Consider the following 22,375-nt stretch of genomic DNA (forward strand, 5'->3'; position numbering starts at 1 on the left):
CTTAACTTGCAGCCAACAGCTTATCTGCGATAAGGCTGATGGGCAACGGGCGGGCATCATACCCAAGCGCTCGAGCCAGCGTCAACGAATTTTTCCATCAATAAATTCAAGTGTCTACTTCTTGCCCGCCCGCATCGCGCCGCTAACATCCCGGATAAAAAAATGCGACAATGCGCACAGTTGAACCCATGGTGAGTGAAGAACGATGTCTGCCAAAATCATTGACGGAAAACAGGTTGCGCAAACGATTCGCAATCAGGTAGCAACCGAAGTCCAGCAGCGGCTCGCCGCCGGACAGCGTGCCCCCGGGCTCGCTGTGATACTGATAGGGGCCGATCCCGCCTCCCAGGTCTATGTCGGCAGCAAGCGCCGCGCCTGTGAGGAAGTAGGATTCATTTCCCGCTCCTACGATCTCAGTGCCGAGGCGAGTCAGGACGAGCTGCTAACCCTGATTGACCAGTTGAACCAGGACCCCGAGGTCGATGGCATCCTGGTACAGCTGCCGCTGCCCGCCCACTTCGACACCACCCAGGTGCTGGAGCGGATCCGTCCCGACAAAGACGTCGATGGTTTCCACCCCTATAACGTCGGCCGACTGGCACAGCGCATTCCCGCCCTGCGCCCCTGCACACCCAAGGGCATCATGACGCTGATCGAAGCCACCGGCGTCAAGACCCATGGTCTGCACGCCGTGGTGGTGGGGGCATCCAATATCGTCGGTCGTCCCATGACCCTCGAGCTGCTGCTGGCCGGTTGCACCACCACGACCTGCCACCGTTTCACCCAGGATCTTGAGACCCAGGTTCGCCGCGCCGACCTGCTGGTCGTCGCCGTCGGCAAACCGAACTTCATCCCGGGTGAGTGGGTGAAGCCTGGCGCCCTGGTGATCGATGTGGGCATCAATCGCCTCGCCGACGGCAGCCTGGTGGGTGACGTCGAGTTCGCCACCGCCCGCAGCCATGCCGCCTTTATCACCCCGGTTCCGGGCGGCGTCGGTCCCATGACGGTGGCCAGTCTGATGGAGAACACCCTGATAGCCTGCCGTGACTACCACAGCTAAGCACCCAGGCTCTGAATAACAGAAGGCAGGCCCAGGCCTGCCTTCTCTCTTTGCACATCTTGCACATCCCTCGCCCGCCAACCGCTCAGCCTCACTGCGTCACTTTCTTCGGCGCACCTCGGCGCTGCGTCCGAAATGATCCTGTAACGCCGCCAGCACCCGCCGCACCTTGTGAGACACCTCTCGTTCAGGCGTGATGGCATGCAACGCCATGGTCGCCATCCGGTGATCGGGAAGCACCTCCTGCAGGCGTCCTTGCGCCAGATCGTCAACCACCTCGGTCTCGGGCAACAAGGCAATGCCCTGCCCCGCCAGGGCGAACTGGCGCAGGGGCAGCACGTTGTTGCACAGCACCCTGGGAGCGAGCCGCAGCGGCTACGGCACCCCCTGTTCATCCGGCAGGGTCAAACCAGCCCCGGGCAGATCGGTCAATAGCCAGTCATGACTCGTCAACTCCGCGAGGCGAGTCGGCACCCCACGCCGGGCCAGGTAGGCCGGTGATGCACACAGCAGCATGCGCGTCTCGCCGAGGCGACGGGCCACCAGACTCGAATCGGCCAGGGTACCGACTCGCAGTGCCACATCGATGCGCTCTTTGAGCAGATCACGCTTCTCGTCATCGGCGATGATGATGAGGCGCAAACCGGGATGCGCCTGCAACAGGGGGGAGAGCGCCTGGGCCAGGGGCAGGCCCGCCATGCCCACGGGGGCCGTTATCCTCACCTCCCCCATCAGACTGTCGCGCACCTCCCCAAGCCGCAGTTCGGTCTGAGCCAGGGTCTGGCGCAGGGACTGACAACCTTGCCACACCACCTCTCCCGCCTCGGTCAGATCGAGACGGCGCGTGGATCTGTGCAACAGGGTGAGGCCAAGCAGGGTCTCGAGCTGGCTGATATGCTGGCTGACCGCCGAGGGCGTCATGCCCAGGGCCTTGGCTGCCCCCGTCATGGTCCCCGCCTCCACCACGGCGGCGAAGATGGCATAGCGTTTAAGCTGCTCCATTGTTAAGCCCTGCTTATGAGTGAGTGAATATTTTACCCGATTATTAAATCATACCGGGAGGCGTAGGCTAGCCCTATCTTAATAGCGCAGGAGAGTTTCCCATGAAGATTGCCCTGATAGGCGCCACTGGTTTTGTCGGCCATGCCATCCTCGAGCAAGCCATTGCCCGTGGTCACAGCGTCACCGCCATCGTCCGTGACACCAGCAAGATTGCTCCCCATTCGCAGATCCAGGTGATGGGGGTGGATGCGCAGGATCCCCAGGCATTGGGGTTGGCGATCGCAGGCCACGATCGGGTGATCAGTGCCTATAACCCGGGCTGGGCCACCCCGGACATCTATGAACAATACCTCACAGGGGCGGCCGCCATCGTGCAGGCGACCAAGGCGGTAACAGGCTGGCTGCTGGTGGTCGGCGGTGCCGGCAGTCTGGAAGTGGCCCCCGGGGTCCAGCTGGTCGATACCCCCGAGTTTCCGGCCGAATGGCGCCAGGGGGCCCTGGCGGCTCGCGATGGGCTAGTCGCACTGCGCAGCGAGTCTGAGCTCGACTGGCGCTTCGTCTCCCCGGCCGTCATGCTGGTGCCGGGGGAGCGCACTGGTCAATATCGGTTGGGGGGCGATCAGGTGTTGTTCCTGGAGGATAAACCGGCCGAGATCTCTGTCGGCGATCTGGCCGATGCCATCCTCAATGAGGCCGAGCACCCAGTCCACCTGCGCCAGCGCTTCACCCTGGGCTACTGAACCCGCCCATGGAGCGCGATATGCGCTCAATAAAAGAGTAGGGAGGCCATGGCCTCCCTACTCTTTTTGCATCAGACAAGCTGGCTCATGTCGCCCGACACCAGCGGTTGCGTCCCGTCTGTTTGGCCCGATAGAGCGCCAGATCGGCGTCGGCCAGCAGCTCACTCAGGCTCTCCCCTGGAGAGGCCTGGCGCAAGCCGCCGCTGATGGTGACCCGCATTGCCTGCACCAGGGGACGATCTGCGACCCCCTGGATCAGGCGATCGGCCTGCTCCGCCAGCTCGCTCTCCCCTCCCGGCGGGAGCAAGACGGCAAACTCCTCGCCGCCCATGCGCCCGAGCAGGGCCCGGGGTGGCAGTAATCCCTCGAGTCGTTGGCAAAGCTGCACCAACACGGTATCCCCCGTGGGATGACCGTGTTCATCATTGATCTTCTTGAAGAAATCAACATCGAGCAGCAACAGGGCTCCACCTTCACGTTCCAGACGTTGCTCGGTCGCCTCGCTGAAGGCGCCGCGATTGAGCACCCCGGTCAGATGATCATGACTCGCCACTTGCTGCAGGCGGGCGAACAGCTGATCCCGCTCGGCCACGGCGCAGGCCGTGGTGATGGCACTCAGGGCCAGTATGGAGATACCGGTACGAAAGGAGTAGACGGTGGCCGCGTCCTTGCTCCACTGATGCAGCAGCTGGTCATCGAGCACGGTGAACATATAGAGGGAGGCGGCGCAGGTGGCCAGACAGGTAAAGAAGCGGTTGCCAGAGAGGGCCAGCCAGATGAGGGCGGGCACCGGCAACACCAGCAGACCGGGGCCCCCCAGATGCTTGTCGAGCAGCAGGATCAACAGCAAGAAGAGCAATGCCGGAACAAGATAGCGGCGGTCGCGCCACATCTCCTGGCGACATTGCCGCCAGGAGCCCGGCAGCGTCAACAGGCTGGGTAATAACACCGAGAAGTTAATCAGCTCGGCCAAATACCACATGATGGTGCTCTTCCAGCCGGTCGAACTGCCCAGCCAGACCACGGCGGCGCCGCCACACAGAGCCCCGGCCAGGATGGCAGGTTGGCAATGGAGCATCAGTCTGGGGATCGCCGTGGCGCTGATCAGGCCTTCGGGACCCCACCCCTGACGACGCAGGCTGAGCCAGGCGATGGCGACGGTGAGAATATTGGCGCCGTTGAGCAGCAGACTCTTGCGCAAGGGGGTGCCATAACAGGCATCGACCAGCAGGAGGCCAAGCAGCGCCACCAGCAGATGCACCAGCCCAGCCCTGGGATAGTAACGCAGCAAGATGCCAACCAGAGCGGCATTGGCGGGCCAGAGCAGGGAGAAGCTGCTGCCACCTCGCGCGGCCACCCCGATCCAGGTGAGCAGGGCACTGATCAGCAGCAGGCACATCAGGGCAGCAAACTCGCGACCTAGTCGTGATCCAGACTGGAGTGAGGGGCTGGCCGGCCCGGGATCAATAGACAAGAGGATCTCCCTGTGTGGCAAATGAGCCTCGATACTAAGGGAGCGAGCGCCCGACGCCAAGCCAAGAGTGGTTTGGTGTTGCAATAGAACAGTATTAATACCGCCAAACCGAACTCTATTTCGATTTTTGTCTATAACTAAGAATTATTTGTTGTTTTGCCATCTCAATCCGAAGGGATAGCATCCTTCCAACCCAAATGGCGCCGCGCTCTGCGACGCTGTCATCCCAGGATCCCAGTTGGAGGTGCTCATGGTATTGCTTTCCCCCCTGTGTGACTCACGTCATGCTTCCAACGCAGTACTCTCCCCTGCGGCCCGGCCAGTCAATGACTCATCTGCGCCCATTGCGCCAACCAGCAGTCTGCCCACCTTGGATTACGGCCAGTTGTTGCCGGGATCCCCGCACCGGAACCAGGCCCTCATGGCGCTGCGCCGGGCGGCGCGCGACCCCGGCTTCTTCTATCTGGAGAACACCGGGCTGGATCTGGGCCAGCAGACCGAGCTACTGGCCCTGGCAGCCCGGCTCTTTGCCCTGAGCGATGCCCAGAAGCAAGAGGTGCAGATGGTGCACTCCCCCCACTTTCGCGGCTACAACCGGGTGGGGGTCGAGCTGACCCGGGCCCGCCCGGACTGGCGTGAGCAGTTCGACATCATGGCCGAAGAGCCCTGCCTGCCCGATGCCCTGTTGCACCACCCCTGGCAAGGATTACAGGGCCCCAACCTGTGGCCCTCCGCCCTGCCCGAACTCAGGGGGGCCCTGCTGGGCTGGCAGGCGCAGTTGACCCTGATTGGATTGACCCTGATCCGCGCCTTCGCAGAAGCCCTGGCGCAACCGGCCGATGCCTTCGATGAGAGCTTGAGCCCGCTCCCCTATCGCCATACCAAGCTCATCCACTACCCGGGACGGGACGAGGATGACGGTCAGGGGGTGGGTGCCCACAAGGATCCCGGCTACCTCACGCTCCTGCTGCAAGATAGTCACGGCGGACTCGAGGTCCTGACCGAACAGGGGTGGACACCGGCGCCCCCCCGAGCGGGAGCCTTGCTGGTCAATATCGGTGAACTGCTGGAACTCGCCTCGAACGGTTACCTCAAGGCCACCCTGCATCGAGTGGTCAGCCCACCCCCGGGGGTGTCGCGCCTCTCCTGCGCCTTCTTCATGGCGGCCCGGCTCGATGCCACTGTGCCCTTGCTGACGCTGCCCCCCTCCCTCGCGGCCGAGGCGACAGGGCTCCAGAGCGATCCGGACAACCCGCTCTTTTATCAGGTGGGGGAGAACGTGCTCAAGGGACGACTGCGTTCCCACCCGGATGTGGCGGCCCGCCACTATGCCACCCCACCGGCCCGGGAGCCCCGGCGGCGAACGCTCGCATAACCTGCCACCCTTATCCCCTTATGGCGATCGGTCGCCACAAGGACACCCCATTCACCCGGGGCGCAGCCGCGCCCAGGGCTATAAGAGGCCAGTCCACTGGCCATGACGGAGAGATGATGAAATTCAAGACCATGAGCGTACACAGCGGCCAACGGCTCGATCCCCAGACCGGCGCCCTGACGACCCCGCTCTATCAGAGCAGCACCTTCAGCTATTTCACGGCCCAGGCTGGCAAGGAGCGGTTCGCCGGGCAAGCGCCAGGCTACATCTACAGCCGCTTCGCCAACCCCACCACCGCCGAGCTGGAGGTGAAACTCGCCGCCCTTGAGGGTGCTGACGAAGCATTGGTGGTCGCGAGCGGCATGGCGGCGGTGAGCGCCATTCTCTATGCTCTGGCCGACAGCGGGGACGAAGTGGCCTATGTCGGCCCCCTCTATGGTGGCACCGAGGCCTTCCTCAAGCAGACCTTCAGCCGCGCGGGTATCCGCATCACCGGCTATGACAGCGACCGGGATCTGCTGGCCAATATCCACCCGGGCACCAAGTTGGTACTGTTTGAAACCCTGACTAATCCCACCCTCAAGCTGGTGGATCCCCGCATTGTGGTCGACGCCGCGCGCAGGGTCGGTGCCCTCACCGTCTGCGACAACACCTTCCTCACCCCCTATCTGCTGCGCCCCCTTGAGCTTGGGGTCGACATCGTCATGCACAGCGGCACCAAGTATCTCGGCGGCCACGGCGACATCATCGCCGGGGTGGTGGCCGCGCGCCACGAACTGATGGCACGCATCCGCACCGTGGCACTCAAGCACCTGGGCTCCCCCATTGGCCCCCAGGAGGCTTACTTGCTGCAACGGGGGGTCAAGACCCTGCCCCTGCGCCTGGATGCGCACCTGCACAACGCCCAGCGGGTGGCCCAGTTCCTGGCCGCGCACCCTGGCGTCAAGAAGGTGATCTATCCGGGACTCGCCGATCATCCCGGCCATGGGGTGCTGGGAGAGATCGCCACAGGTTACGGCGCCATGATCAGCATAGAGCTGGAGGGGGGCTTCCCCCGCTGTGCCCGCCTGCTCGATCAGTTGCAGCTCTTCGTGCAGGCGGTGAGTCTGGGGGATCTGGAGAGCCTGGCCTGTCACCCGGCCAGCACGACTCATGCCGCCATGGATGAGGCCAGCCGAGTGGCCGCCGGGGTCAACGATGACCTGATCCGGCTGAGCATTGGGGTCGAGGATGCCGATGACCTGATTGCCGACCTGGCCGCGGCCCTGGCCCACACGTGAGCTTGAGCTTGGCGTCATGATGGCCAGCCACAGAGAGCAGAAGGGAAGGCAGATGCCTTCCCTTCTTGTTTCGAGCACGCTAGCTCAACGGCTCTCGCGTTTCATCCAGAGAGCCGGTGGCTGCCATCCCTTAGCCACGGGCCAGCAGGATGCGCAACATGCGGCGCAGCGGCTCGGCAGCGCCCCACAGCAGCTGATCACCGACCGTGAAGGCGGCCAGGTATTCCGGGCCCATGTTGAGCTTGCGCAGGCGGCCAACCGGTATGTTGAGGGTGCCGGTCACCGCGGCCGGGGTCAGCTCGCGGGCGCTGATGTCGCGCTCGTTGGAGATGACCTTGACCCAGTCGTTGTGGCTGGCCAACAGGGCTTCAATCTCGGCCAGCGGCACATCTTTCTTGAGCTTGATGGTGAAGGCCTGGCTGTGGCAGCGCAGGGCGCCAATGCGCACGCACAGACCGTCGACAGGCACCGGGGCCGCCTCGATGCCGAGGATCTTGTTGGTCTCGGCCTGACCCTTCCACTCTTCCCGGCTCTGGCCGTTGTCGAGTCTGGTGTCTATCCAGGGGATCAGGCTGCCAGCCAGGGGCACACCGAAGTTGTCCACCGGCAAGTCGCCGGAGCGGGTCTTCTCGGTGACCTTGCGCTCGATATCCAGAATGGCGGAAGCGGGATCCGCCAGCTCGACCGCCACTTCATCACGCAACATCCCCATCTGGGTGATCAACTCACGCATGTGACGGGCGCCGCCACCAGAGGCCGCCTGGTAGGTCGCCACGCTCACCCACTCCACCAGATCGGCCTTGAACAGACCGCCCAGGGCCAGCAGCATCAGGCTGACGGTGCAGTTGCCACCGACGAAGGTCTTGGTGCCGGCATCCAGTGCCTGGGCTATCACATCGCCATTGACCGGATCCAGGATGATGACGGCCTCTTCTTCCATGCGCAAAGAGGACGCGGCATCAATCCAGTAACCCTGCCAGCCGGCGGCTTTCAGGCGCGGATAGACATCCTTGGTGTAGTCGCCGCCCTGGGCCGTGATGATGATCTCCTGCTCAGCCAGCGCCGCTATGTTGAAGGCATCCTGGAGCTGACCGGCATCGACGCCGAAGTTGGGGGCGGCCTCACCGGCCTGGGAGGTGGTGAAGAAGGTGGGTTGAATGTGCGCAAAATCCTGCTCTTCCTGCATCCGGCTCATCAGGACAGAGCCCACCATGCCACGCCAACCGACCAAACCTACTTTTTTCATAATGTCCTACCCTGGATAACGACTTGATAGTGCGGAGCCTCTATCGTTCCGACCCGGGAGGCATATGCCTCCTGACACCACAGTGGCGCCATGTAGATCCTGAACAGATAAAATTCTGCTGCGAAAAATGTGTCTATCCACATTACGGATTGTGGCGAGGGACGCAAGTCGATTTGCGCAATATTCCCTGCCGTTTGCTGCAATATCAAGCGATGAGGCCCGGGGAGGCGCCTCTCCTTGGCAAGCGCGATCCGGCTCTGGCAATATGAGTCCCAACGGCCATCGCGCCCGGCGGGGACGACCCCGCTGCCTGACCGCTGGCAGGGACGACCCTGCCCCCTGATGGATACCCCTTTTATGCCCTGGATATTGCTGCTCATCGCCGGTCTGTTCGAGGTCGCCTGGGCCATTGGTCTCAAATACACCGACGGCTTCAGCCGCCCCCTTCCTACCTTGCTGACCCTCGCCGCCATGGGGGTGAGCGTCTTGTTGCTGGCCCTGGCGGTCAGGCATCTGCCCCTTGGCACCGCCTACGCCGTCTGGACCGGCATAGGCGCAGTCGGCACAGTGCTGATGGGGATCTGGCTGTTTGGCGAGCCCGCCACGGCGGCGCGACTGTTCTGCCTGGCGCTCATCATCGGCGGCATACTGGGTCTCAAGGCCATCGGCTAACTGGCCCTCTTCTCTGTCCCGGATTGGCAACCAATCAGCGCTTTCTCTATCCGGGCCCCTGGCATCATCTCCAGCAAGCCGGCGATCAGCCGATCGCCGGCCTCCTGCAAGGCAGCCAGCGGCATCTCCGGCAGACTCTCCAGAATGAACCACATCTGCTCAGACTCCACGCTGAGTCGGGTTCTGACACCCTGCCGCCAATTCCAGCGGCGACAGGTCACCCCCATGTCATCCCGCCAGACGACCTCTCCCGGCTCGGGCGTTTCCTGCGCAGGCAACCCCCCTTTCATGGTGTCAAACCGTTCGCTGCCATCGGCAATTACCAGGCGGGGCACCCCCTCATAGGCCACCAGATTTTCCCCTCCGACCGGAATGGCATACTCGATGCTAATGGCGTTGTAGAGATCGACGATAGGATCGATGCTCGGCAGTGCCCCCTCCCGCAGCACTCTCTTTCGCAGGGCTTCGGCCGAGCAAGGGGTGCGTTGTGGTTTGGCACCGAACCGCCTGAACACCTCGGCCCACGCCGACAGATGAGCGTGCGCCCAGGGCGCGCCTCCCGCCGCGACGGACTGGCAGGCCCGCTTTAATGCCTGGGCACCCACGCTCATATCGGTGATGGCGGCCGCATCGACCTGGATGCTGAGGGCTCTGAAGCCGGGCGCCAGTGTGGTGATGTCAGACTCCACTCGCGGTGTCATGGATGGCATAGGGACTCCCAATTCGTGATCAACGGCCGAGCCGATAGAGGAATAGTGAAGGCGAACAACTTGTCGCAGCAGCAATGGGCGCTATCACGCCGTGTTCACCCGGCAAAACGTGGCAGCATGATGCGCAACGGCCAGACATAATGAAATCTACTTTTCCTTAATATCATTAAGAATTTCTAATGATGGTCAGACAGGCTCGCACTTGCCGCTCGCCACAACAGGCGCAACAGCCTTGTCCACTCCCCTTTCAGACACTGAAAAGAGCGCGGACGGCGCCATTGTCTAGGCCGCATCTCTTGCGACTCATGCTATTATCTGCGACCAAACATGAGCCAATAAAAATCAGGATATCGTGATGACAGACCACACTTTTATTCCCGGCAAGGACGCGGCGCTGGAAGACTCCATCGAGCGCTTCCAGACCAAATTGCAGGCCCTGGGGTTTGATATTGAAGAGGCCTCCTGGCTCAACCCCGTGCCCAATGTCTGGTCCGTGCACATCCGGGACAAGGAGTGCGCTCTTTGCTTTACCAACGGTAAAGGGGCCAGCAAGAAGGCGGCCCTGGCCTCGGCGCTTGGCGAGTACTTCGAGCGTCTCTCCACCAACTACTTCTTCGCCGACTTCTATCTGGGCCAGCAAATCGCCGATGGCGACTTCGTGCACTACCCCAACGAGAAGTGGTTCCCCATCGAGGGCGATCACTTCCCGGCGGGTCTGCTCGACGACTTCACCCGTCACTTCTACAACCCGGAAGGGGAAGTGACCGCCGACATGCTGGTGGACCTGCAATCCAACAACGAGGAGCGCGGCATCGTCGCCCTGCCCTTCGAGCGCCAGTCCGATCATCAGACCGTTTACATTCCGATGAACATCATCGGCAACCTCTATGTCTCCAACGGCATGAGCGCCGGCAACACCAAGACCGAGGCCCGCACCCAGGGGCTGTCCGAGGTGTTCGAGCGTCACGTGAAAAACAAAATTATCGCCGAGGCCATCAGTCTGCCGGAGATCCCGGCGGAGGTGATCGCCCGTTACCCCGGCATTGCGGCCTCCATCGCCGCCCTTGAGGCCGAAGGCTACCCCATCTACAGCTTCGATGCCTCCCTGGGCGGTCGCTATCCGGTCATCTGCGTGGTGCTGCTCAACCCGCGTAACGGCACCAGCTTCGCCTCCTTCGGTGCCCACCCGCGCTTCGAAGTCGCGTTCGAGCGTACCGTCACCGAGCTGCTGCAAGGCCGTGGCCTGAAGGATCTGGATGTCTTCGTCGCCCCCTCCTTTGATAACGAGCAGGTGGCGGATCACCACAATCTGGAGACCCACTTCATCGACTCTTCCGGTCTCATCAACTGGGATCTGTTCAAAGAGGAGTCAGACTTCGAGTTCGCCGACTGGGATTTCCGGGGCACCTCCCAGCAGGAGTTCGATCACCTGATAGGCATCTTCCACGAGCTGGAGCAGCCGGTCTACATCGCCGACTACGAGCACCTGGACGTCTACGCCTGCCGCATCCTGGTACCCGGCATGTCCGACATCTACCCGGCCGAAGACTTGCTGCTGGCCAACAACAACATGGGCGCCAACCTGCGGGAAGTGATCCTGGCCCTGCCGTCCCTGACGTGGGACGCCGAGCAGTACATGGCTTTCTACGATCAGCTGGAAGAGGAAGGTCACGACGAGCGTACCCGGGTGCGCGAGCTGCTTGGCATCGCTGCCGCCAAGGGCACCGCCCTGCACACCCTGCGCATCGGTGAACTCAAGGCCATGCTGGCCCTGGCCGCAGGCGAATTGGAGACGGCGCTGGATCTCATCAACTGGACCATGGAGTACAACCAGTCGGTGTTCAGCCCTGAACGTGCCAACTACTACCGCGCCCTCAAGAGCTGCGTCGAGCTGTTCCTGGACCAGGAACGCGAGCCCGAGCAGTACAGAGCCGTGTTCACCCGCATGTATGGCGAACAGGCATTGGCACAGGCGTGGGCCCATGCCAGCGGCGAGGCTCGTTTCCACGGGTTGGAGCCAGCCGATGAGTCCCTCAGCCAGTTCCCGCTGCACCAAAAACTGCTGGCAGCCTATGAGAAGCTGCAAAAAGCCAAGCGCAACGCCAACTGGCAGTGAGTGCTGCGCCGCAGTCATCAAAAACCGGGCCCACGTGGCCCGGTTTTTTTATGTCATGAAGGGTCAAGTCACCCAGGCCGCAGCGGCCCTATCCTCACCCCTTGCTGACTGCACCGCTCACCCCTTGCCCAGCCTGGCGCGCAGGGCGGCGATCACCATGGGCAGCAGGGAGATGCCAATGATGACGAAGATGAGCAGGGTGAAGTTCTCCTTGACCAGGGGCAGGTTGCCGAAGAAGTGGCCCACATAGACGAAAGAGAGCACCCAGCACAGGCCACCCACGGCGTTAAAGGCCATGAAACGTGGATAACTCATCTTGCCCATGCCTGCCACGAAGGGGGCGAAGGTACGCACTATGGGGGCAAAGCGGGCGATGATGATGGCCTTGCCACCATGGCGGTCGAAGAAGGCGTGGGTCTGGTGCAGATAATCCTGACGGAACAGTCGTGAGTCGGGGCGGCTGAACAGCCGCTCCCCAAACAGCCGACCCAGGGTGTAGTTGGTGAGATCGCCGAGTATGGCGGCCAGCACCAGCAGGGCACTGAGCAGATGCACATCCAGGGCACTGTCTACCGTGAGGGCGCCTGCGGCGAACAGCAGGGAGTCACCGGGCAGGAAGGGCATCACCACCAGCCCCGTCTCGCAGAAGATGATGAGAAACAAAATGGCATAGATCCAGACGCCGTAATCGGCAAACAGTGCCTTGAGGTGGATGTCTATGTGCAAGATGAAGTCGACGAGGAACAAGATAAGATCCATGGATCGGGCTCGGTATTAAGGGATGGATGATGACAGAGGGGCCGAGTCTACCCCTTCCCCTCCCTTACCACAATTTCGCCGCAAACCATGGCCAACATCTGGGGCAGCGCAGGCTGGCGCCTGGCTACTCATCCCCCTCCTGTTTCCCCTTTTTCTCCCCCGCTTTTTCGGCAATGGCCTGACGCACCTCGGCGGGCAAGCAGGACTCCCAGCCCCAGATCAGCCAGATGAAGAGCGTGAGATCATCCACCCAACCGAGCACGGGAATGACATCCGGCACCAGATCGAGAGGGCTGAGGCCATAGACGAACACCAGCAGTGCCAACCCCTTGGCCCAGAGCGGGGTGGCCGGGTGGCGAAAGCCCAGATAGAGGCGACGTAACTTGGGCCCAATCCCGAACAGGGCGCGCAGCGGCCTCAACTTTCAATCAACTCGTGGCGCAGTCGCTGGATGCTGTCGCGCAGGGCGGCGGCCTGCTCGAACTCCAGATCCCGGGCATGCTGGAACATCTGCTCTTCCATGCGTTTGATCTCCTTGGTGATCTCGCTGGTGGTGCGGGCATGGTACTCCCCTTGCGGCTCGGCGGCCTTGCGACTCCCTTTGCCAGCCTTGCCCGAGATGCGGCTGCCCCCCATGTCCATCATGTCCCCCACCGCCTTGTTGAGGCCCTTGGGGGTGATGCCGTGCTCGAGGTTATGGGCATGCTGCAGGGCGCGGCGCCGCTCCGTCTCCTCGATGGCTACTTTCATGGAGTTGGTGATGCGATCCCCATAGAGGATGACCCTGCCGTTGAGGTTGCGAGCGGCCCGGCCAATGGTCTGGATCAGTGAACGGGTGGAGCGCAGGAAGCCCTCTTTATCGGCATCCAGTATGGCCACCAGGGAGACCTCCGGCATGTCGAGCCCTTCGCGCAGCAAGTTGATGCCCACCAGCACATCGAACTTGCCGAGCCGCAGATCGCGGATGATCTCGACCCGCTCGACCGTCTCGATGTCCGAATGCAAATAGCGCACCCGCACGTCGTGATCCGCCAGGTATTCGGTGAGATCCTCCGCCATCCGCTTGGTCAGGGTGGTGACCAGCACCCGCTCGTCCACCGCCACCCGCAGCCGGATCTCGGAGAGCAGGTCGTCCACCTGGGTGCCGACCGGACGCACTTCAATCACGGGATCGAGCAGGCCGGTGGGGCGCACCACCTGTTGCACCACATCACCACCGGATTTTTCCAGCTCATAGGGGCTGGGGGTGGCCGAGACAAACACCGTCTGTGGCATCAGGGCCTCAAATTCGTCGAACTTGAGCGGCCTGTTGTCCAGGGCAGAGGGCAAGCGGAAGCCGTACTCCACCAGGGTCTCCTTGCGGGATCTGTCCCCCTTGAACATGGCGCCTATCTGCGGCACGGTCACATGGGACTCATCGATGATGAGCAGACCATCCCCCGGCAGGTAGTCGAACAGGGTGGGCGGCGGCTCCCCCGGCGCGCGCCCCGACAGGTAGCGGCTGTAGTTCTCGATGCCCGAGCAGTAGCCCAGCTCCTGCATCATCTCGATGTCGAACTGGGTGCGCTGGCTGATGCGCTGCTCCTCCACCAGTTTGTTGAGGGAGATCAGCTGTTCGCGCCGTCCCTTGAGCTCCTCCTTGATGTGATCGATGGCACCGAGGATGGTTTCGCGGGGGGTGGCGTAGTGGGTCTTGGGATAGATGGTATGACGCACCACCGTCTGCTCGATGGCGCCGGTCAGGGGGTCAAACAGGGAGAGTCGCTCTATCTCTTCGTCAAACAGCTCGACCCGCAGCGCCAGCTTGTCCGATTCCGCCGGATAGATGTCGATCACCTCCCCCCGCACCCGGAAGGTGCCGCGCTGGAAGGCCAGGTCGTTGCGGCTGTATTGCAGCTCGGCGAGGCGACGCAGTATGTCTCGCTGGTTGATGATGTCGCCGAGTTTGAGGTGCAGCATCATGCTCAGGTAAGCCTGGGGGTCCCCCAGGCCATAGATGGCTGACACCGAAGCGACGATGATCACGTCCCGCCGCTCCAGCAGTGCCTTGGTGGCCGACAGCCGCATCTGCTCGATGTGATCGTTGATGGAGGCATCCTTCTCGATGAAGGTGTCCGTGGTCGGCACATAGGCTTCCGGCTGGTAGTAGTCGTAGTAGGAGACGAAGTACTCCACCGAGTTCTCGGGGAAGAACTCCTTCATCTCCCCATAGAGCTGGGCGGCCAGGGTCTTGTTGGGCGCCAGTATCATGGTGGGTCTGTTCAGGGTCGCTATCACGTTCGCCATGGTGAAGGTCTTGCCCGAGCCGGTCACCCCAAGCAGGGTCTGGTGGGCGAGTCCGGATTCTATCCCCTCAAGCAGTTGGCTGATGGCGGCCGGCTGATCCCCCGCAGGGGAGAACTGGCTGACGAGTTGAAACGACTTGCTCATGAAGACTCCGGACAAGAAACGGCAAAGGGCAAGTGTACCTCGACTTGTACCACTGCGGGTATAGCCTCCCCCCCATGTACCCCGACCCATACCACTGGGGGATCACCCTCCTCCCCCATCATGTAGTACCTCGACTTGCACCACTGGGGGTATAACCTCCCCCCATGTCCCCCGACCCATACCACTGTGGGGATCACCCTCCTCCCCCATCATGTAGTACCTCGGCTTGTACCACTGCGGGTATAGCCTCCCCCCATGTACCTCGACCCATACCACTGGGAGGATCACCCTCCTCCCCCATCATGTAGTACCTCGACTTGTACCACTGCGGGTATAGCCCCCCCATGTACCTCGACTTGCACCACACCGGGTATCGCTCTCCTCCCTCAGTCGGCGGTTGACCCCGTCCGGCGACCTCTGTATAGTGCTCCTCCTTGCCTGATGTTCCCTCGTAGTTCAGTCGGTAGAACGGCGGACTGTTAATCCGTATGTCACTGGTTCAAGTCCAGTCGAGGGAGCCAATTCCTCACCATCTCGGTGCAAGTTATCCACTTTAGTGCCCCTCGCTACCAAATTTAATGCACAAGCTGCCACGGCTTGACAGCACTCCCCCTTATTCGCCCTAACTCCCCCTTCAGCACTTTGTGCTGTTGCAGCTAACTATTTGATTTTTATGCAAACAATTATTTGCCGGTATTTTTTGAACAGGCCTTGCAACCCAGTATTGGCAAGGCCTGGCGGCCTGTTTTCAATTTTCACACACAGGGTTATCCACAGAATCTGTGGGTAAGTCGCGCCAGCCCAGACCCAGCCTGGGTTTGGCTCATTCAGCCCCCATTTATCTTGGCCCCCCAGGGCAAACCCGATTTTATGCTGTTTTGCCTCGTCTCCTTGAACCGGATTTTTTTGGCGTCTGAAGGATCTTTTTTAATACAGGATTCCCCACCCCAGATGCAGTGGGTCAGCGGTGCATTTGACACCAGACCAGGATCCTGAGGTTGGGAAGCGCCGTGCCAAACCGGCAGCAGCTTGCTCTGTAATCACCCCCATTTTTTACGGGGCACAGGATTCTATAAATGCCGAGGGGCATCCGCTTGTCTGCTGGGACAGACAGCATGAATCACTAATTGACAGCGGTTCGCGCAGACAGAAAAACCCATCCTTTCCCCCCAGCGCGATGGGTCGCCTGGGCGTGGCCGCCCAATATGCAGCTTTGTCCCAACCGGCGCTTCTTTATTGGCGGGGGATGCGGCACAATATCGGCCCCACTTTTTTCTCGGTTTGTCCGGGCATGACCATAGATTTCGTGACACTGCTACACCAAAGCGACTCCCTGCTGCTGTTCGTGGTACTGGCCTTCGGCCTGCTACTTGGCAAGGTGCGGGTCGGCAACTTCCAGATTGGCAACACCATAGGGGTGCTGTTCACCGCCCTGCTGTTCGGTCAGATGGGGTTTCAATTCTCCGCCACCACGGAAAACGTCGGCTTCATGCTGTTCATCTTCTGTGTCGGCATAGAGGCGGGACCGCATTTTTTCAGCGTCTTCCTGCGCGATGGCATCCACTACATCACCCTCACCCTGGTGATATTGCTCACGGCGCTGCTGTTGACGGTGGGCCTGGCCAAGTTCTTCAACCTGGGGCCCGGCATGGCGGCGGGCATACTGGCAGGCTCGCTCACCTCGACCCCGGCCCTGGTCGGTGCCCAGGATGCCCTGCGCAGCGGCCTGCTCAACCTGCCCCATGGCACCGACATGCAGCCCGTGCTCGACAACATGGGTATCGGCTATGCGCTCACCTATCTGGTGGGGCTGGTCGGCTTGATGCTGGTGGTGCGTTATCTGCCCGCCCTGGCCCGCCTCGATCTCAGCACAGAGGCCCAGAAGATAGCCCGCGAACGGGGCCTGTCTGACAATGAGAACCGCAAGACCTATCTGCCCATCATCCGCGCCTACCGGGTCGGCCCGGAGCTGGCCGCCTGGATAGGGGGCCGCACCCTGCGTGAGACCGGCATCTATCCCCACACCGGCTGCTATGTGGAGCGGATCCGCCGCAACGGCATACTGGCAAGCCCCGATGGTGACGCCGTCATTCAGGAAGGGGACGAGATCGCCCTGGTCGGGTATCCCGAGAGCCACGAGAAGCTGGATGTCAACTATCGCAACGGCAAGGAGGTATTCGACAGGAACCTGCTTGACCTGCAGATCGTCACCGAAGAGATAGTGGTCAAGAATGATTCCGTGGTGGGCCGTCATCTGGTGGAGCTCAATCTCACCGAAAAAGGCTGCTTCTTGAACCGGGTGGTACGCTCCCAGATAGAGATGCCGTTCGATCGCAACATCATGCTGCAAAAGGGTGATGTGCTGCAGATCAGCGGCGAGAAGATCAGGGTCAAGCATCTTGCCAACAAGATTGGCTTCATCAGCATTCACAGTCAGACCACGGATCTGGTGGCCTTCACCACCTTCTTCGTGCTCGGCTTGCTGATAGGCTCCGTCTCCCTGGTATTCGGTCAGCTCGAATTTGGCCTGGGCAACGCCGTCGGTCTGCTGCTGGCGGGGATCCTGATGGGTTACCTGCGCGCCAACCACCCGACGGTCGGCTATGTGCCGCCGGGTGCCCTGCGTCTGGCCAAGGATCTGGGCCTGGCCGTCTTCATGGTGAGCACGGGCCTCAAGGCCGGTGGCGGCATTCTGGATCATCTCAGCGAGGTGGGGGTGGTGGTGCTCTTCTCCGGCATGCTGGTCACCACCTTGCCGGTGCTGGTGGGCTACCTGTTCGGGGTCTGGGTGCTCAAGATGAACCCGGCCCTGCTGCTCGGCGCCATCACCGGGGCCCGGACCTGCGCCCCCGCCATGGACGTGGTCAACGAGGCGGCCAACAGCTCGATCCCGGCGCTCGGCTATGCGGGCACCTACGCGGTGGCCAACGTCATGCTCACCCTGGCCGGATCCTTTATCATCGGCTTCTGGTTCTAAGCCGCGTTTGAACAGGGGGCATCATCTGCCCCCTGTTCAATCCCCTCGGCCAGGGTGCAGCCTCTGCCCCCACTTTCTGACTTGCCTTTCTTGCGCTCTTCTCCCCGCCCCTCTGTCCGGCCCCTCGGCGCTCTTTTCGGGATATTTCCCTCGTAGCTGAACCCAGGCTGTCTGATCCCGGCAACTGCCATTGACAGTCATACCCATCTCCACAAAGCTGGCCCGCGCTTTAATGTGACGCAATTCTCATTCTCTTTTTCTCAGCCGGAGGCCACCATGCTCCCTCACTCCTATTCTCGTCTCGCGATCGCCCTGACCCTCGGTATCCTGCTCGGCGGCTGTGGCCAAGCGGGGTCCGACGCCAAGACCATCGCCTCCCCCATATCAGTGCAGACCCTTACCCTGACTCCCCAGCCCCTGAGTCAGGATATCAGCCTGCCGGGTCGCACCTCGGCCTCCCGGATCGCCGAGGTCCGCCCCCAGGTGTCCGGCATCATCCTCCACCGTCTGTTTGAAGAGGGGGCCAACGTCAAGGCAGGGGATCCCCTCTACCAGATAGATCCCGCCAGCTATCAAGCCGCCTTCAACAGTGCCAGCGCCCAGCTGGCCAAGAGCAAGGCCGATGCCGAGGTGGGCTACAAGACCTATGTTCGCTACCAGGCGCTCGTCAAGCGCGGCCTCATCAGCCGTGAACAGTTCGATCAGGCCGAAGCGACCTGGCAGCAGGCCAAGGCGCAGACAGGTATCGACCAGGCCAGCCTGGAACAGGCGAAGATCCAACTCGGCTATACCCAGGTACGAGCCCCCATCTCGGGGCGGATCGGCATCTCTCAAGTCACCGAGGGGGCGCTGGTCACCACCAATCAGACCAACAGCCTGGCCACCATACAGCAGCTGGATCCCATCTATCTGGACATGACCCAGGCGGTGAACACCCTGGGAGACGTGAGCGACAGCTTGCGCCCGGGGGCGGCGCCGAAAAAAGTCAGCCTGCAGACCCAGACCGGGAAATCCTATCCCCAGAGCGGCAGCCTCGCGTTTGCCGATGTGAGCGTCAATGAGTCCACCGGCAGCCTGACCCTGCGCGCCATCATCCCCAATCCCCAGCAGACCCTGCTGCCGGGCATGTTCCTGCGTGCCACCATTGCCGATGACAAGCCCGGCACCGGACTGCTGCTGCCCCAGACCAGCGTGACCCAGTTGCCTGGTGGCAAGGGCGCCGTGCTGCTGGTCAATGCCAACAACCAGGTAGAGCCGCGTCAGGTCAGTCTGGGCGCGAGTCGGGGGGATCAGTGGGTGATTGCAGATGGCCTCAAGGCGGGGGAGAGGGTCATCGTCTCCGGCCAGGTCAAACTGCGTCCGGGCATGGCGGTCAAGGCCACGGCCGCCATCCCAGTTTCCACTCAGGCGGCGGGGTAAGTCATGTCACGTTTCTTCATCGATAGACCCGTCTTCGCCTGGGTGCTCGCCATCCTCGTCATGTTGGGCGGGGTACTTGCCATCATGGGCCTGCCCATCGCCCAATACCCGACCATAGCCCCCCCCGCCATCCAGGTGAACGCCGTCTACCCCGGGGCCTCGGCCTCGACCGTGGAAAACAGCGTGACCCAGATCCTCGAACAGAACATGAAAGGGCTCGACCACCTGCTCTATATGTCCGCCACCAGCGACTCTGCCGGCAACGTCTCCGTCACCCTCACCTTCCAGGCGGGTACGGATCCGGATATCGCCCAGGTCCAGGTGCAAAACCGCTTGCAGCAGGCCAATAGCCAGTTGCCCGCCGAGGTGCAGCAGCAGGGGATCAGCGTGCGCAAGAGCTCCTCGAGCTTTATGAGCCTCATCGCCTTCAAGTCCGATGATGGCAGCATGAACTCCCAGGACATCGCCGACTATGTCGGCTCCCACCTGCTCGATCCCATCAGCCGCCTGGAAGGGGTCGGTGACGTCACCCAGTTCGGTACCCAATACGCCATGCGCGTCTGGCTCGATCCCAGCAAGCTGACCAGCTACCAGCTCACCCCCCTGGACATCTCCAACGCCATCAAGGCCCAGAACAGCGAAGTGACCGTGGGGCAGATTGGCGGCACCCCGGCCATCCAGGGCCAGATGATCAATGCCACCATCACCGCCCGCAACCGCCTCGAAAGCCTGGCGCAGTTTCGCAACATCTTGCTCAAGGTCAACCAGGATGGCTCCCAGGTTCGCTTGAGCGATGTGGCGCGCCTCGAACTTGGCGGTGAAAGCTATGACAAGATCGCCCGCCTCGATGGGGACAACGCCTCGGCCATGGGCATCAAGCTGGCCACCGGCGCCAATGCCCTGGATACCCAGAAGGCGGTCGATGCCAAGCTGGCCACGCTCTCGCAAAGCTTCCCGCCTGGCCTCAAGATGGTGAAGGCGATGGAGACGGTGCCTTTCATCAAGATCTCCATCGAGGAGGTGATCAAGACCCTGCTCGAGGCCATAGTGCTGGTCTTCCTGGTGATGTACCTCTTCTTGCAGAACCTGCGGGCGACCCTGATCCCCACCATCGCCGTGCCCGTGGTACTGCTGGGTACCTTCGGCATCATGTCGGCCCTGGGGTTCACCATCAATACCCTGACCATGTTCGGCCTGGTGCTCGCCATCGGTCTGTTGGTCGATGACGCCATCGTGGTGGTGGAGAACGTCGAGCGCATCATGCAAGAGGAGGGGCTGAGCCCCCTGGAGGCGACGCGCAAGTCCATGACCCAGATCAGCGGCGCCCTGATTGGCGTCGCCCTGGTGCTCTCGGCGGTGTTCGTGCCCATGGCCTTCATGCAAGGGTCAACCGGCGCCATTTATCGCCAGTTCTCCCTGACCATCGTCTCGGCCATGGCGCTCTCTGTGCTGACCGCGATGATTCTGACCCCGGCCCTGTGCGCCACCCTGCTCAAGGGGGATCACCAGCCTCACCAGCACGGCTTATTCGCCTGGTTCAACCGCCGCTTCGAGTGGCTCGCCCATCGCTATGAAGGGGGCGTCAGCCGGATATTGCAGCGCTCGGGCCGCAGCCTGATCCTCTATGTGGCACTGCTGATCACCCTGGGCTGGATGTTCCATCTGCTCCCCTCCTCCTTCCTGCCGGAAGAGGATCAGGGCAACTTCATGGTGATGGTGCAGCTCCCCGCCGGCGCCAGTCAGCAGCGTACCGAGGCGGCGGTGGCCAAGGTGCAGCACTATTTCGCCACCCATGAGCAAGCGACGGTGCAAACGGTGCTCGGCATCACCGGCTTTAGCTATTCGGGCAACGCCCAGAATGCGGGCATGGCTTTTGTCTCTCTCAAACCCTGGGATCAACGCCAACAACCGGGGCAGGATGTCAACGCCATCATAGGCCGCGCCATGAAGACCTTCAGCAAGATTGACGATGCCATGGTGTTCGCCGTCAACCCGCCCTCCATCCGTGAGCTGGGCCACGCCACCGGCTTTGATTTCTATCTCGAAGACAATGGCGGTCTGGGGCATGAGCGGCTGATCGCCGCCCGCAACCAGCTGCTCAAGGCCGCGAGTCAGGATCCTGCTCTGCAGAAGGTGCGACCCAGCGGCCTCAATGACAACGCCCAGTTCTTCATCGACATCGACTACGAGAAAGCGATGGCCCTGGGGCTGAACGTCGATGAGATCAACCGCACCCTCTCCATCGCCTGGGGCTCCTCCTACGTCAACCAGTTCGTCGACCATGGTCGCACCAAGAAGGTCTATCTGCAGGCGGATGCCCCCGATCGGATGTCAGCCCAGGATCTCGACAAGTGGTTCGTGCGCAACACCAAGGGGGACATGGTGCCTTTCAACGCCTTCAGCAGCACCCATTGGGGTTATGGGGCGCCGCAGCTGGCGCGCTATAACGGCAACCCTGCCGTTGAGATAGTCGGTGAAGCGGCCCCGGGGCACAGCACGGGGGAAGCCATGGCCGCCATCGAGCGGATGGCCAGCACCCTGCCCCACGGGGTCAGCATCAGCTGGACCGGCATGTCCTACCAGGAGCGCCAGGCTGGCAACCAGGCGCCCATGCTCTATGGCATCTCCATCCTGATCGTCTTCCTCTGCCTGGCGGCGCTCTATGAGAGCTGGAGCGTGCCGCTCTCGGTGATCCTGGCCGTGCCGCTCGGGGTGCTGGGCGCCGTGCTGGCCACCAGTCTGCGGGGCCTGGAGAACGACGTCTACTTCCAGGTGGGCCTGCTCACCACCATGGGGCTCACCGCCAAGAATGCCATCCTTATCGTCGAGTTCGCCAAGGAGCTGCACGAACGAGGCATGGACTTGCTCGAGGCGACCATGACCGCCTGCCGCCAGCGGCTCAGGCCCATCATCATGACCTCCCTCGCCTTCATGCTCGGGGTCTTGCCCCTAGTGCTCAGCAGTGGCGCCGGGGCCAATGCCCGTCACGCCATCGGCACCTCGGTGCTGGGCGGCATGCTCAGCGCCACCCTGCTGGCGATCTTCTTCATTCCGCTGTTCTTCTTGCTGGTGTTCAAGCTCAGCCATCGCAAGTCAACACTCTGACGCCGGGACA

15 protein-coding genes, 1 tRNA gene and 1 pseudogene are annotated in these 22,375 nt (G+C 62.0%); 10 read left to right on the plus strand and 7 right to left on the minus strand.

What is annotated here, in order from left to right:
• Positions 1 to 205: 205 nt before the first annotated feature.
• Positions 206 to 1,060: a bifunctional methylenetetrahydrofolate dehydrogenase/methenyltetrahydrofolate cyclohydrolase FolD gene (gene folD / locus M2366_RS00590; RefSeq protein ID WP_042042858.1), complete on the plus strand. Its 855-nt coding sequence runs from the start codon at positions 206 to 208 to the stop codon at positions 1,058 to 1,060.
• A 99-nt stretch (positions 1,061 to 1,159) separates the two neighbouring features.
• Here folD and M2366_RS00595 read toward each other — a convergent pair.
• Positions 1,160 to 2,062, minus strand: a pseudogene (locus tag M2366_RS00595) (LysR family transcriptional regulator).
• A 101-nt stretch (positions 2,063 to 2,163) separates the two neighbouring features.
• Between M2366_RS00595 and M2366_RS00600 the strand changes: the two are divergent.
• Positions 2,164 to 2,802, plus strand: coding sequence for an NAD(P)-dependent oxidoreductase (locus M2366_RS00600; RefSeq protein WP_259268702.1), 639 nt, complete (start codon positions 2,164 to 2,166; stop codon positions 2,800 to 2,802).
• Between the two features lie 85 nt (positions 2,803 to 2,887).
• Here the strand turns inward: M2366_RS00600 and M2366_RS00605 are convergent, their stop codons facing one another.
• Positions 2,888 to 4,276 (minus strand): sensor domain-containing diguanylate cyclase, encoded by a 1,389-nt coding sequence (locus M2366_RS00605; RefSeq protein ID WP_259236650.1) that lies wholly within the window; start codon positions 4,274 to 4,276, stop codon positions 2,888 to 2,890.
• A 250-nt stretch (positions 4,277 to 4,526) separates the two neighbouring features.
• On the opposite strand from M2366_RS00605, the gene M2366_RS00610 reads away from it, so the two are divergent.
• A complete protein-coding gene (locus tag M2366_RS00610) occupies positions 4,527 to 5,651 on the plus strand; it encodes an isopenicillin N synthase family oxygenase (RefSeq protein WP_259268703.1) in 1,125 nt (374 codons plus the stop codon).
• Positions 5,652 to 5,767: 116 nt separating this feature from the next.
• Positions 5,768 to 6,931 carry a PLP-dependent aspartate aminotransferase family protein gene (locus M2366_RS00615; RefSeq protein ID WP_259268704.1) on the plus strand — a complete coding sequence of 388 codons (1,164 nt, stop codon included), beginning with the start codon at positions 5,768 to 5,770 and terminating at the stop codon, positions 6,929 to 6,931.
• A 130-nt stretch (positions 6,932 to 7,061) separates the two neighbouring features.
• Here the strand turns inward: M2366_RS00615 and asd are convergent, their stop codons facing one another.
• Positions 7,062 to 8,177: an aspartate-semialdehyde dehydrogenase gene (gene asd / locus M2366_RS00620; protein ID WP_259268705.1), complete on the minus strand. Its 1,116-nt coding sequence runs from the start codon at positions 8,175 to 8,177 to the stop codon at positions 7,062 to 7,064.
• Positions 8,178 to 8,534: 357 nt separating this feature from the next.
• Here asd and sugE point away from each other — a divergent pair, with 357 nt between their 5' ends.
• Entirely contained in the window at positions 8,535 to 8,849 is a 315-nt protein-coding gene (gene sugE / locus M2366_RS00625) for a quaternary ammonium compound efflux SMR transporter SugE (protein WP_042042865.1), read from the plus strand.
• Here sugE and M2366_RS00630 read toward each other — a convergent pair.
• Positions 8,846 to 9,559, minus strand: coding sequence for a B3/4 domain-containing protein (locus M2366_RS00630; protein ID WP_259268706.1), 714 nt, complete (start codon positions 9,557 to 9,559; stop codon positions 8,846 to 8,848). The two genes, sugE and M2366_RS00630, sit on opposite strands and share 4 nt — an antisense overlap.
• A gap of 355 nt (positions 9,560 to 9,914) precedes the next feature.
• Here M2366_RS00630 and ycaO point away from each other — a divergent pair, with 355 nt between their 5' ends.
• On the plus strand, positions 9,915 to 11,675 hold the full coding sequence (gene ycaO / locus M2366_RS00635) for a 30S ribosomal protein S12 methylthiotransferase accessory factor YcaO (RefSeq protein WP_042042867.1): 1,761 nt from the start codon (positions 9,915 to 9,917) through the stop codon (positions 11,673 to 11,675).
• A gap of 117 nt (positions 11,676 to 11,792) precedes the next feature.
• Here the strand turns inward: ycaO and M2366_RS00640 are convergent, their stop codons facing one another.
• The 3 genes from M2366_RS00640 to uvrB all read right to left on the minus strand — a co-directional run bounded on the left by M2366_RS00640 (position 11,793) and on the right by uvrB (position 14,864).
• The gene (locus M2366_RS00640) at positions 11,793 to 12,434 is read right to left on the minus strand and encodes a DedA family protein (RefSeq protein ID WP_224432753.1); all 642 of its coding nucleotides are present in this window, start codon (positions 12,432 to 12,434) and stop codon (positions 11,793 to 11,795) included.
• Positions 12,435 to 12,558: 124 nt separating this feature from the next.
• On the minus strand, positions 12,559 to 12,855 hold the full coding sequence (locus tag M2366_RS00645) for a YkvA family protein (protein WP_259268707.1): 297 nt from the start codon (positions 12,853 to 12,855) through the stop codon (positions 12,559 to 12,561).
• Positions 12,852 to 14,864: an excinuclease ABC subunit UvrB gene (gene uvrB, locus M2366_RS00650; RefSeq protein WP_041994126.1), complete on the minus strand. Its 2,013-nt coding sequence runs from the start codon at positions 14,862 to 14,864 to the stop codon at positions 12,852 to 12,854. Before uvrB ends, M2366_RS00645 begins: the two co-directional genes overlap by 4 nt.
• A 445-nt stretch (positions 14,865 to 15,309) precedes the next feature.
• On the opposite strand from uvrB, the gene M2366_RS00655 reads away from it, so the two are divergent.
• The 4 genes from M2366_RS00655 to M2366_RS00670 all read left to right on the plus strand — a co-directional run bounded on the left by M2366_RS00655 (position 15,310) and on the right by M2366_RS00670 (position 22,365).
• Positions 15,310 to 15,385 (plus strand) — tRNA-Asn (locus tag M2366_RS00655).
• Between the two features lie 770 nt (positions 15,386 to 16,155).
• The gene (locus M2366_RS00660) at positions 16,156 to 17,841 is read left to right on the plus strand and encodes an aspartate:alanine antiporter (protein ID WP_042042870.1); all 1,686 of its coding nucleotides are present in this window, start codon (positions 16,156 to 16,158) and stop codon (positions 17,839 to 17,841) included.
• Between the two features lie 276 nt (positions 17,842 to 18,117).
• Positions 18,118 to 19,260: an efflux RND transporter periplasmic adaptor subunit gene (locus M2366_RS00665; RefSeq protein ID WP_259268708.1), complete on the plus strand. Its 1,143-nt coding sequence runs from the start codon at positions 18,118 to 18,120 to the stop codon at positions 19,258 to 19,260.
• Between the two features lie 3 nt (positions 19,261 to 19,263).
• Entirely contained in the window at positions 19,264 to 22,365 is a 3,102-nt protein-coding gene (locus M2366_RS00670; RefSeq protein WP_259268709.1) for an efflux RND transporter permease subunit, read from the plus strand.
• Positions 22,366 to 22,375 lie beyond the last annotated feature (10 nt).

The organism is Aeromonas sp. BIGb0405 (assembly GCF_024807335.1).
GTDB lineage: Bacteria > Pseudomonadota > Gammaproteobacteria > Enterobacterales > Aeromonadaceae > Aeromonas > Aeromonas rivuli.